A 12,854-nucleotide genomic window follows, 5' to 3' on the forward strand; every position below is an offset into this window, starting at 1 on the left:
GCTTAAAGATACAAAAAAGGCAACTAACTCGCAATGAATTAGTTGCCTTAAATTTTATTATTTTAGGAATATCCCTATACAGTATGTTACAGTATAGTATGTTTGAATAAATCGCTTGTTTATTGAAATCGTTTGCTGTTGAGGCTTGTTTACACTTTTCGTATAGATAATGCTTTGTTTTCAGCACCTTCCATAATCTCCCGCTCCCCGGGACCTTTATCGTTGATGCCGCACAAGTGAAGAATTCCATGGATAATCACACGATGTAGTTCGTTTTCGTATGAAGTTCCAAACTGTTCAGCATTGGTGCGTATCGTATCTAGGCTGATGAATAAGTCACCTGATAGACGATCGCCTTCACAATAATCGAAAGTAATAATATCCGTGTAGTAATCATGTTGCAGATACTGACGGTTTACTTCCAGAATTTTTTCGTCCGAGCAGAAGATATAAGCGATTTCACCGAGTCTTTTCCCGTAAGAAGCAGCTACGGCCTTTATCCATTCCGTAGTCTCACGTTTCTTGATGTCAGGCATTTTTACGCCTTCTGTTTGATAAGTTACAGCCATAATTGAATGTTATGATTTAAAAGAAAAATAAATAACTGATTAAGATAGCGGCTATGATACCCGAGAAGTCTGCTATCAGACCGCAAGTCACCGCATTACGAGTCTTGGTGATCCCCACACTGCCGAAATAAACGGCCAGAATGTAGAATGTGGTGTCCGAAGCTCCGCGAACTACACAACTCATACGTCCTACAAACGAATCAGGTCCCAGTTCTTTCATCGTATCGATCATCAATCCGTTCGCACCGCTACCGCTAAGTGATTTCATCAATGCGGTAGGCAGTGCACCTACAAAGCTCGTGTCGACTCCGCATAAGCCTACTATATAGCCGATGCCTCCCACCAGAAAATCCATTGCTCCCGAAGTGCGGAACACTGCAATTCCTACAAGAAAAGCAACCAGATAAGGGATGATGCGCACAGCCGTCGTAAACCCTTCTTTAGCTCCCTCTACAAACGAATCGTATACATTGATTTTTTTCCTGACTCCCGTCAGAATAAACAGGATAATGACACTGAATAGCAGAATATTCGCTATCAATGTAGAATAAGTACCCATATCCTCTCGTGAAACGCTTAGGAACAAGTAAATCAAGCCGGAAAAGAAAAGACAAATAATGCCCATTAAAATGAGAATAGGCTTATTGATTAAGTTTATCTTTTGAGCGATGCTCACTGCTATGACTCCTACTAAAGTGGAAATGAAAGTACTTAGCAGAATAGGGATAAATACATCTGTAGGCTGTGCAGCCCCCATTTGTGCACGATATACCATGATACTGATCGGAATGATGATAAGGCCGGATGTATTAATCACCAAAAACATAATCATCGGATTGGAAGCAGTGTCCTTTTTCGGATTCAGATCCTGTAGCTCTTTCATAGCTTTCAACCCCAGCGGGGTGGCGGCATTGTCGAGACCAAGCATATTGGCGGACATATTCATGAAGATGGAGCCTAACACCGGATGCCCTTTAGGAATGTCTGGAAACAGACGGCAAAGCACCGGACTAAGAAAGCGGGCCAGTGCATTAATCAATCCGCTGTTCTCGCCGATTTTCATGATACCTAACCAAAGGGCCAGTACACCCGTAAGTCCCAGCGATATCTCGAAAGCTGTCTTTGAAGAGTCGAATGTAGCGTTCATGATAGCCGTAAATATCTCCGTATCTCCCAAAACAATCACTTTTATAAGAGCGATGATAAAGGCAATGACGAAGAATCCTATCCAAATGTAATTTAGAACCATAGTTGATAACGTGTATATAGATAGTGCAAAAGTAGTTATTACGTTTCAAATAAACTAAATCTTCGTCTTTCTTATACTGAAAATGAATGTAAATCTCTATCTTTGTCTCCTACTTTTCAAGAAATAAATGGAACAGGAAGATTTTAACATACGCGAACATCAGCTTACTTCAAAAGAACGGGATTTCGAGAATGCACTCCGTCCGTTAAGCTTTGAAGACTTTAGCGGGCAGGACAAGGTGGTGGAAAACCTTCGCATTTTTGTGAAGGCGGCACGTCTGCGTGGCGAAGCACTCGACCATGTGCTGTTGCATGGTCCTCCCGGATTAGGAAAAACAACTCTTTCAAATATTATCGCCAACGAATTGGGAGTCGGCTTTAAAGTAACTTCCGGTCCGGTGCTAGATAAACCGGGTGATCTGGCTGGTGTATTGACCAGCCTCGAACCGAACGACGTGCTTTTTATTGATGAAATTCATCGTCTGTCGCCCGTAGTGGAAGAATATCTTTATTCGGCCATGGAAGATTATCGCATCGATATTATGATCGATAAGGGACCTTCGGCACGCAGCATCCAGATCGATTTGAATCCTTTCACGCTGGTTGGTGCAACCACGCGTAGCGGTCTGCTGACGGCTCCGCTTCGTGCACGTTTCGGTATTAACCTTCATTTGGAGTATTATGACGATGATATTTTGAGCAATATCATCCGTCGTTCTGCATCCATACTGGATGTGCCTTGCTCGGTACGTGCAGCCTCGGAGATTGCTTCCCGCAGCCGTGGGACGCCCCGTATTGCTAATGCTTTGCTTCGCCGGGTACGTGACTTTGCACAGGTGAAAGGCACCGGCTCTATCGATACAGAGATTGCCCAGTTTGCGCTGGAGGCATTGAATATTGACAAGTACGGACTGGATGAGATAGACAATAAGATACTTTGTACCATTATAGACAAGTTTAAAGGCGGGCCTGTCGGTATAACGACCATTGCTACGGCTTTGGGAGAAGATGCGGGAACCATCGAGGAAGTTTACGAACCTTTCCTGATAAAAGAAGGATTCATGAAACGTACTCCCCGCGGACGTGAGGTGACCGAACTTGCCTATAAGCATTTGGGAAGAAGTCTTTATAACAGTCAGAAAACACTGTTTAATGACTAACATAAAGCGTCATGTGATAAGTGGTATTAACGGTATAAAAGAACTTTATAAAGCATAGTTGGATGATGAAGCAATGGACTACTTTATTTGTTTTTCTCTTTTTGAGCCTTTCTTTATCGGCTCAACAGGGATATGGAAGAGATATTTTTGTTTCTTCTAAAGGAGATTCCTTACCTTACCGGATGATTCACCCCGAATCGGTGAAACCGGGTGAGAAGTACCCCATCGTGCTGTTTTTGCATGGAGCCGGCGAACGGGGAAATGATAATGAGAAGCAATTGACTCATGGCGGACAGATGTTTCTTAATCCGGTCAATCAAGAAAAGTATCCTGCTTTTGTGCTGATTCCGCAGTGTCCGACAGACGGTTACTGGGCTTATACGGAACGTCCGAAGTCTTTTATACCTGCTGAAATGCCGGTAGGACAGGAGATCAGTCCTATATTGCAGACACTCAAACAGTTGCTTGATTCCTATCTGGTGATGCCCGAAGTGGACACGCAACGGGTTTATATTATCGGTCTTTCAATGGGAGCGATGGGAACGTATGATTTAGTAATACGCTACCCGGAGATATTTGCTGCTGCAATTCCTATCTGCGGTATAGTCAATCCAAGCCGGTTGTCGGCTGCCAAAGATGTGAAGTTCCGTATCTTTCATGGAGATGCGGATGATGTAGTTCCGGTGAAAGGTTCTCGCGAAGCATATAAAGCACTGAAAGCTGCCGGTGCAGATGTGGAATATATTGAATTTCCCGGTTGTAATCATGGAAGCTGGAATCCGGCTTTCAATTATCCCGGATTTATGGATTGGTTGTTCAAACAAAAGAAGAAACGTTGAACCAATCTGAATGATAATCACTAATAAAACATGGCTGGACTAAAATCATTAGCTAAAGATACTGCGATTTATGGGTTAAGTAGTATTGTCGGACGATTTCTTAACTACATGCTGGTACCTCTGTATACAGCCGTATTGCCGGTTTCTACCGGAGGTTACGGAGTCGTATCGAACGTGTATGCGTTTACAGCCCTGATGCTCGTACTGCTTACGTTCGGTATGGAAACGGGATTCTTCCGTTTCGCCAATAAATCGGGGGAAGACCCGATGAAAGTATATGCCAACTCCCTATTGTCAGTAGGAGGCGTATCTTTGATTTTCGTTCTCCTTTGCCTGTTGTTCCTGCAACCGATTTCCAATTTACTGGATTATGGCGATCATCCGGAATTTATAGCGATGATGGCTGTTGTGGTAGCTTTAGATTCTTTTCAATGCATTCCTTTTGCCTATTTGCGATATAAAAAACGCCCTGTCAAGTTTGCAGCTATCAAACTACTCTCTATCATTGGCGGCATTGGTTTGAATCTGTTTTTCCTGTTGGTGTGTCCGTGGCTGAATGTACATTGTCCGGCAACCATCTCTTGGTTTTATGATCCGGACTATCTGGTGGGATATATTTTCATCAGCAACCTGATTATCTCGGTTGTCCAGATGTTCTTCTTTATCCCGGAACTGACAGGATTTGCTTATAAGTTGGACCGGGTGTTACTGAAGCGAATGGTAGTATACTCTTTTCCGGTATTGATCTTAGGTTTGGTAGGTATTCTGAATCAGACTGTTGACAAGATGATCTATCCGTTTCTCTTTGAAGATCGACAGGAAGGGTTGGTACAACTGGGTATTTATGCGGCAACCAGCAAAATAGCGATGGTGATGGCCATGTTTACACAGGCTTTCCGTTACGCTTACGAACCGTTTGTATTTGGTAAAGACCGCGAAGGAGATAACCGAAAAATGTATGCGGCTGCGATGAAATATTTTCTTATCTTCTCGTTGTTGGCTTTCCTTGCTGTAATGTTCTACCTCGATTTGCTGCGTTATCTTGTGGCAAAAGGTTACTGGGAAGGCCTTGGAGTGGTGGCTATTGTGATGCTTGCAGAAATCTGTAAAGGGATTTATTTCAATCTTTCCTTTTGGTATAAATTGACGGATAAGACCTATTGGGGAGCTTACTTCTCGGTGATCGGCTGTGTTATTATTGTTGTATTGAACATATTATTTGTGCCGGTTTACGGCTATCTTGCTTCGGCATGGGCTTCTGTTGCAGGCTATGCGGTAATTTTGCTGTTATCCTACTGGATAGGACAGAAAGAATACCCGATTCGTTATGATTTGAAAAGCCTCGGACTTTATGTTCTGCTGGCAGCGGTACTTTACGTTATTGGAGAACAGGTGCCTATCCCTAATCTGGTGCTCCGTCTCGCTTTCCGTACCGTACTTTTATTGCTATTTATAGCTTATATTATCAAGAAGGATTTACCATTGAGTCAGATTCCTGTTATTAATCGCTTTATAAAGAAGAAATAACTATGAAGACAGATGAACGTAATAAGTTTGCTATCAAGTCCTTTCTAGGAGAATATCTGGACTTGAAAAAAGACAAGGATAACGAACTGGCCACCGTGGATTCTATCCGTAAAGGTGTAGAGTTCAAAGGTGCCAATTTATGGATTCTGATTTTTGCCATCTTTATGGCATCACTCGGATTGAATGTAAACTCTACCGCAGTAATTATCGGTGCCATGTTGATTTCTCCGCTGATGGGGCCTATTATGGGAGTGGGACTCTCTGTCGGACTGAACGACTTCGAATTAATGAAACGCTCTTTAAAGAGCTTTCTCATAACGACCGCTTTCAGTGTGACAACGGCCACTATCTTCTTCCTTCTTGCCCCTATTGCCGGTTCACAGTCAGAGCTGCTGGCACGTACATCGCCCACTATTTATGATGTATTCATCGCACTTTTTGGTGGTTTGGCAGGCGTGGTGGCTCTCTCCACCAAGGAAAAAGGAAATGTGATTCCGGGCGTTGCCATTGCTACTGCATTGATGCCACCGCTTTGTACGGCAGGTTACGGACTGGCTTCCGGTAATCTTATTTATTTCCTGGGTGCTTTTTATCTTTACTTCATCAACTCTGTTTTTATCAGTCTGGCTACTTTCCTCGGAGTTCGTGTGATGCATTTCCAACGAAAAGAGTTTGTAGATAAAACCCGTGAGAAGACCGTGCGTAAATACATCGTTCTGATTGTGGTGCTTACCATGTGCCCTGCGGTTTATCTGACATTTGGAATTATAAAAAGCACCTTCTATGAGGCGGCAGCCAATCGTTTTATTAGCGATCAGTTGAGCTTTGAAAATACACAGGTACTTGATAAAAAGATCAGCTATGAGCATAAAGAAGTGCGGGTTGTTTTGATTGGTCCTGAAGTGCCCGATGCTTCGATTTCTATTGCCCGTAGCAAGATGAAAGAATATAAGTTGGAAGATACGAAGCTGGTTGTATTACAGGGGATGAATAATGAAGCGGTAGATGTGACTTCTATCCGTGCCATGGTCATGGAAGATTTCTACAAAAACAGCGAGCAGCGACTTCAGCAACAGGCAGTGAAGATTTCCCAACTGGAGACAACGTTGGAACAATACAGAACATATGACGCAATGAGTCGTACATTAGTGCCCGAACTGAAAGTGCTTTATCCTTCCATCACTACGCTCTCCATCGCTCATTCGCTCGAAGTGCGGGTTGACTCGATGAAGACCGATACGGTAACATTGGCTGTTTTGAAATTCGACAGACATCCGTCTGCTGCCGAGAAACAGAAAATCAGCGAATGGCTGAAAGCCCGTGTAGGAGCGAAGAAGTTGAGGCTGATTACCGAATAATGAATCTAAAAATAGTAATATGAAATTCAGACTAACTGTCTTGATAGTCTTTTCCCTCTGTCTGTCGAATGTATTTGCCGATGAGGGAATGTGGCTGCTGGGAAATCTCCGCAAGAACAAACAGACAGACCGGGTAATGAAAGAACTTGGTTTGCAAATGCCTGTGAATAAAATATATAATCCGAAGAAACCTTCTCTTTCTGATGCTGTTGTCAGCTTTGGAGGTTTCTGTTCGGGAGTGGTGGTTTCCGAAGACGGTCTGGTGTTTACCAATCATCATTGTGGTTTCAGCAGTATCCAGCAACACTCTTCTGTGGAACATGATTATCTGAAAGATGGCTTTTTTGCACGTAGCCTTGACGAAGAGCTGCCGAATCCGGAGTTATATGTCCGTTTTCTGCTTCGTACGGAAGACGTAACCAAACGGGTATTATCTGCCGCCCGCTATGCTAAAACGGAAACAGAACGCCGTGTAGCTGTCGATTCGATCATGAATGTAATCGGTCTGGAAGTTTCCGAAAAAGATTCTACGCTGACCGGTATTGTCGATGCTTATTATGCAGGTAATGAATTCTGGCTTTCCGTTTATCGTGATTATAACGATGTTCGTTTAGTCTTTGCGCCTCCTTCTTCTGTCGGGAAGTTCGGATGGGATACGGACAATTGGATGTGGCCGCGGCATACGGGCGATTTCAGTGTATTTCGTATCTATGCTAATACGAAGAATGGCCCGGCTGATTATTCTCCTGACAACGTCCCTTATCACCCTGAATATGTAGCGCCCATCTCTTTGGATGGATACAAGGAAGGTTCTTTCTGTATGACGCTTGGTTATCCGGGAAGTACGGAACGTTATCTTTCTTCGTATGGTATCGAAGAGATGATGAATGGAATCAACCAGGCAATGATTGATGTGCGGGGAGTAAAACAAACGGTTTGGAAACGGGAGATGGATCGTCGTCCGGATATTCGTATCAAGTATGCTTCAAAATACGATGAAAGTTCCAATTATTGGAAGAATAGCATCGGAACAAACAAGGCCATCAAGCATCTGAAGGTGTTGGAAAAGAAGCGGGCGGCTGAAGCAGCCCTTCGCGACTGGATTCAGTCTCATCCGGAAGAAAGAGAGAAACTGATTCGTTTATTCTCTTCTCTGGAGTTGAGTTATAGTAATCGTCGGGAAACAAATCGTGCGTTGGCTTATTTCGGTGAATCGTTTATCAATGGTCCCGAGTTGGTGCAGCTTGCTCTTGAAATTCTCAATTTCGACTTTGAAGCCGAGGAGAAGCTGGTGATTACCCGCATGAAGAAGTTATTGGAAAAATATGATAATCTTGATCTTTCCATTGATAAGGAGGTTTTTGCTGCCATGCTCAAAGAATATCAGTTGAAAGTGGATAAGAAGTATCTGCCTGCTATGTATGAAAAGATAGATACACTCTATAACGGGAATATTCAGGCTTATGTAGACTCTTTGTATGCAACGTCCAATATAACGTCTCCTAAGGGCCTAAAACGTTTTCTGGAGCGGGATACTACGTATAATCTGATAGAGGACCCGGCTGTTTCTTTGAGTCTGGACCTGATCGTGAAGTATTATGAGATGAATCAGAGTATTTCCGAAGCTTCCGAGCAGATAGAGCAAGGGGAACGCTTGTTCAACGCTGCCATGCGCCGTATGTATGCTGATCGTAATTTCTATCCGGATGCCAATTCCACTATGCGGCTTAGTTTCGGAACGGTTGGGGGATATACTCCTTTTGATGGGGCCACTTACGATTATTATACCACCGTGAAAGGCATCTTTGAGAAGGTGAAGGAACATGCAGGTGATATTGACTTTGCCGTCCAGCCCGAGTTGTTGAGTTTGCTTTCTTCCGGTGATTTCGGAAGATATGCCAATGCACAGGGAGACATGAATGTTTGCTTTATTTCTAATAATGATATTACAGGCGGTAATTCCGGCAGTGCCATGTTCAATGCCAAAGGAGAATTGCTTGGGCTGGCTTTCGATGGCAACTGGGAAGCAATGAGCAGTGACATCGTATTTGAACCTGACTTGCAGCGTTGTATCGGGGTAGATGTGCGGTATATGCTCTTTATTATGGAGAAATATGGTAAGGCGGGCAATCTTGTTCAGGAGTTGAAGATAGCTCGATGAAGCAAATGTTTTGATAAAGTATTCCTATCTTACTGTGGATGATAAACTTATGTGTTTACCTACCACCTCCCCCCTACGGGGACTCCTCCTTCTGGAAGGAGGAGAATAGGAATAGTACAAGCTTATATCGAACTGACGTTAATGTAGAGCCTATTTATTGAATACTATTCAGTAAATCAATTTTTCCTTCGTTTACTAGCTTGAGTATCAGTTCGCCGAACAATGTATTCTGCCATGCAAACCACGCACGTGTGAACTTCTCAGGATTATCTTTATGGAAAGATTCGTGCATGAATCCTGTGCCTGCATCTGTATTTATTAGCATTTGGATGCATTCTTTGATTTCTTGGTCATCTTGGCTTGTAAAGGCTTTCATCATAATACTCATGGGCCATATCATATCATAACCAATATGCGGCCCCCCGATACCTTCTCCGGCTTTTCCTTTAAAGAAGTAAGGATTGTCTTTACTCCATACAAAGCGGCGGGTATTTTGATAGATCGGGTCGTTCACATCTACATCGCCCAAATATGGCATTGCCAGCAGGCTTGGTACATTGGCATCATCCATAAGGAAATGATTTCCGAATCCATCGACTTCGAAAGCGTAGATTGTGCCGTATTTGGGATGATTATAGGTTGCATATTGTTTCAGAGCCGTTTCCACTTCCTGTGCCAGTTCGCTGCATTGTGTTGCCAATTCGGTCTTTTGATTGACAGTCTCTAATATTTCAGCAGCTTTCCGGAGTGAAGTAACTGCAAAGAAGTTGGAAGGAACCAGAAATTGAAGGGTGGTAGCATCATCGGAAGGACGGAAAGCCGAAACGATTAATCCTACAGGATTTACCGGAGCGCCCAGCCCGTCGTTGTTCAGCGTATCAAGCGCACGTTCCGTTTTTCTCTGGAATTTATAAGGACCTACTCCCTCTTTTCTCTGTTGCTCTTTGAATGTTCTCAGGATATTGATGACGGCTTGAATCCATTCATTATCAAAAATACTGGCGTCTCCCGTCTCTTTCCAATACTGATAAGCCAGGCGGAGGGGATAGCAGAGAGAGTCAATCTCCCATTTACGTTCGTGCAGTTCCGGCTTCATGTCCGTCAGGTCTGTCATCCAGTCGCCCCCTTTAGCTCCGTCGTTGAAAGCATTTGCGTAAGGGTCGATATTGATACATTTGAATTGGCGGCGGATAACGCCCTCGAGCATTTTCTTTAATTCCGGGTCTTTATGAGCTAGCTGGATATATGGCCACACTTGAGCTCCCGAATCACGAAGCCACATGGCATGGATGTCTCCGGTATAGACAAAAGTATCCGGTTTGCCATCGGTGGTGCGATAGTGTACGGTTGTTTCCAATGTGTTGGGAAAACAGTTCTCGAACATCCAGGCAAGTTTGCTGTTGGTCAGCAGGTTCTTCACTCTCAAGATTTCAGCTTCTACTGCCTGTGAAGTGAATAAACGGTCTTTTTTAGCCGGACGCTGGCTTTTATACTTTCCGGTAATTTCTGCTTGCTTGGCAATCATGGTATTGTCCTTAGGACAAATGAAAGTGGAAGCGTTCATATTGCTTCCGATAAATAGAACTGTCGCAAGGGTGCAAAGTCGTGCGTTTCTTTTTATCATATTTCTTTTTATCATTTATTAATGTTCTACAGTAGTTTATTCAAAGGCAGAAAGCCGACTGTACATCTCTATCATGGCAGCTTGTGTCAGCAGCCATTTTTTATTGTCTTTTTTATTGCCGCTGAGGTCTGTATGGAACAGTCCTTTTTCATCACGTGCGTTCTCCCAGGCATAATCGAGACTTTTGTTAAAGGCATCGAGATATGTTTTATTCTTGTCAAGATGATAAAGTTCGATGAATCCTCTGAGCATCACGGCAGTAAACCAGATATCTCCTTTCTTTATCATTTTGAATGGTTCTCCGGATACGGGTGTAAAATCATAAAAGAAGTAGTTGTAACACTCTTTGGCAATGCTTTGAGCTTCTTTCAGATAAACCGGATTGTTCGTCAGTTGGTAAAGGAGGGCAGCGGACTGCATCATTTGTCCGCTGTTGTAAGCGAATTTGGCTTTTCCGATTTTTCCATCCAAACGAATATTGTCGAAATATAGATAATCTGTACTATCTTGCAAATGTTCTTTAGTCCATTCGTACAACGCTTTACCTTTTTTGAAATAACTGCTGTCGTTTGTTGCTTTGAATAGTTTTAGCGCAAAAACAGAACCAGGAGCATTTGAACAGGTGTTCTTCGATTCTTTTTTCTGCTCGCACCAATAGATCCCGCCTCCGAGCACACTATCTGTTCCGCTTTCTATAAAATCCCATATAAGTGTGGCTTTGTCCAAATATTTTTTGTTTTGGGTGAGTTGGTAAGTGTCTGTAAAATCAATGCCTAACCATACATTGTCGTCATAAAAACGGTCTGACACAGGAGCGGTACGCACATACGACGAATAAGCATTGGGAGTGCGTGCAGTGTCAAAATACTCATCAAGTCCCGGTAATACCCGTTCGTCCAGTAGTTTTTGAAATTCTTTGTTTTGAGTGGCTTCGAACAGTGCATTTACTGCGGAGAATGTTCCGGAGTAAGGCCAGAGATACGAATAGGCGTTTGGCACGTTAGCTTGTTCTTCTGATGCCAGATAAGTGACTTTGTGCTTCTCGTCAAAAGGAAAATTTTCGCGAAGCAGACAAGTGTTGGGTACTGAATAGTGAACATAGAGGGAGTCCAGCGTTTGCTGGGCTCTCTCTAAATTGATGTTTGGATTACTATTCCCCTTTGGTGCGCATCCGGTGAGGAAAGCAGCACACAGTACGGTTTCAATAATTCGCATGTTTCTTGTTATTTTTTATATTTTTCGTAATAAGCTTTTGCTTCTATCAGGGTGCAGCCGCTTGTCTGTATGGTCAGTTGAGTGCTGCCTTCGGCTCCTTTTGCCCAACTACTTCCGTAGAGAAGGTCGGACTTGTTGACGCCTTTTCTCCATAATATATCCGCATTGTTATTGAAGAAGGTGATAAACTTCTTCTGATAAATGGGTTCCAAATTATCATCTAAAATGAGTTTCACAAAATAACGGATGAATATTCCTTTGAACAGTCCGCCATCACCGTTTCCTTCGTCTCGGAGAAGATTGTTTCCTGCGTCAATCATACTGCCGTCACTGATTCCGAAATAAGCGGCTTTACGGGCGTCTTTCAAATATGATGCTTCTCCTGTAATCTTAAACAGTTCGTGGGCTGTTCCGAGAAATGTCCCTTGGTTATAACTCAATGTCAGAGTATTTAAGTTATCCGTTCTTCCGTCTATATTGTCGTAGACAGCTCCTGTGGCAGGATTGAACAGATGTTCTCTTTCCCATTGGTAAATCTTGATAGCCCATTCTTTGTATTCCTCCACTTTTTCTATTTGATATAAGCGACAGGCGATGAGGCCGGCAGGACCGTTGGAACAGGCATTCTTGCTCCATACATCACCGTGGTTCCATGCGATACCACCGTTGCAGTATTCTTCATTCCAACCTTCCTTAATCCAATTCCAAAGTTGCTTGGCTGTATCCAGATATTTAGCTTCATCGGTGACTTCATACAAACGTATCATGGTCAGGGCAATCCATTCCATGTCATCGTAGAAGTTATTCCAATAACTTCCGCCGTTTTTGGAATTGATGCCAGCATACCACTTGTCGAAGCAGTCTTTATATTTAGCATCATGAGTACGAATATAGGCATCAATCAATACGTCCATAGCATGCGCTTGCGGCCAGTAATGAAAAGTTTCGTCATAACCGTCGCTTTCATAGTTGAAGTAATTGCCCGTTTCATTCCAGAAACGGTTAATTATGGTGACCGAGCTACTGTCTGCTGCTGCTTCCCAGTTGATTGTATAAAGCCCCTTGTCGTACATATACTCGTCTTCGATGTTGCTGCAACTTTGGAACATCAGCGCGAGGAACGGGACACATAATAATAGTTTTTTCATACATC

General features: G+C 43.2%; 10 protein-coding genes. 5 read left to right on the forward strand and 5 right to left on the reverse strand.

Features of this window, described 5'->3' with window-relative positions; all coding sequences use genetic code 11:
• Positions 1-149: 149 nt before the first annotated feature.
• Both ybeY and LPH68_RS13025 read right to left on the reverse strand, forming a co-directional pair.
• Complete coding sequence (gene ybeY / locus LPH68_RS13020; RefSeq protein ID WP_008641633.1) at positions 150-569, reverse strand: rRNA maturation RNase YbeY; 420 nt, start codon at positions 567-569, stop codon at positions 150-152.
• A gap of 16 nt (positions 570-585) precedes the next feature.
• Positions 586-1,818 (reverse strand): nucleoside recognition domain-containing protein, encoded by a 1,233-nt coding sequence (locus LPH68_RS13025; protein ID WP_151923269.1) that lies wholly within the window; start codon positions 1,816-1,818, stop codon positions 586-588.
• 127 nt (positions 1,819-1,945) lie between these two features.
• Between LPH68_RS13025 and ruvB the strand changes: the two genes are divergently transcribed.
• The 5 genes from ruvB to LPH68_RS13050 all read left to right on the forward strand — a co-directional run bounded on the left by ruvB (position 1,946) and on the right by LPH68_RS13050 (position 8,862).
• Entirely contained in the window at positions 1,946-2,977 is a 1,032-nt protein-coding gene (ruvB, locus tag LPH68_RS13030; protein WP_004313748.1) for a Holliday junction branch migration DNA helicase RuvB, read from the forward strand.
• A 62-nt stretch (positions 2,978-3,039) separates the two neighbouring features.
• The gene (locus LPH68_RS13035; RefSeq protein WP_008641644.1) at positions 3,040-3,816 is read left to right on the forward strand and encodes a dienelactone hydrolase family protein; all 777 of its coding nucleotides are present in this window, start codon (positions 3,040-3,042) and stop codon (positions 3,814-3,816) included.
• A gap of 30 nt (positions 3,817-3,846) precedes the next feature.
• Positions 3,847-5,343 carry an oligosaccharide flippase family protein gene (locus LPH68_RS13040; protein WP_151923268.1) on the forward strand — a complete coding sequence of 499 codons (1,497 nt, stop codon included), beginning with the start codon at positions 3,847-3,849 and terminating at the stop codon, positions 5,341-5,343.
• A gap of 2 nt (positions 5,344-5,345) precedes the next feature.
• Positions 5,346-6,701, forward strand: a complete 1,356-nt coding sequence (locus tag LPH68_RS13045; RefSeq protein WP_004313751.1) for a TIGR00341 family protein — start codon at positions 5,346-5,348, stop codon at positions 6,699-6,701.
• 19 nt (positions 6,702-6,720) lie between these two features.
• Positions 6,721-8,862 carry a S46 family peptidase gene (locus tag LPH68_RS13050; protein ID WP_074705687.1) on the forward strand — a complete coding sequence of 714 codons (2,142 nt, stop codon included), beginning with the start codon at positions 6,721-6,723 and terminating at the stop codon, positions 8,860-8,862.
• Between the two features lie 154 nt (positions 8,863-9,016).
• On the opposite strand, the gene LPH68_RS13055 is transcribed toward LPH68_RS13050, so the two are convergent.
• Genes LPH68_RS13055 through LPH68_RS13065 form a run of 3 tightly spaced genes read right to left on the reverse strand, consistent with a single transcriptional unit; the run spans position 9,017 to position 12,849 of the window.
• Complete coding sequence (locus LPH68_RS13055) at positions 9,017-10,486, reverse strand: glycoside hydrolase family 125 protein (protein WP_008641652.1); 1,470 nt, start codon at positions 10,484-10,486, stop codon at positions 9,017-9,019.
• A 36-nt stretch (positions 10,487-10,522) separates the two neighbouring features.
• Entirely contained in the window at positions 10,523-11,701 is a 1,179-nt protein-coding gene (locus tag LPH68_RS13060) for a glycoside hydrolase family 76 protein (protein ID WP_004317660.1), read from the reverse strand.
• 8 nt (positions 11,702-11,709) lie between these two features.
• Positions 11,710-12,849, reverse strand: coding sequence for a glycoside hydrolase family 76 protein (locus LPH68_RS13065; RefSeq protein WP_004317658.1), 1,140 nt, complete (start codon positions 12,847-12,849; stop codon positions 11,710-11,712).
• Between the last annotated feature and the right edge of the window lie 5 nt (positions 12,850-12,854).

Origin of the sequence: Bacteroides sp. 1_1_30 (genome assembly GCF_020982715.1) — a bacterium.
Taxonomy (GTDB): domain Bacteria; phylum Bacteroidota; class Bacteroidia; order Bacteroidales; family Bacteroidaceae; genus Bacteroides; species Bacteroides xylanisolvens.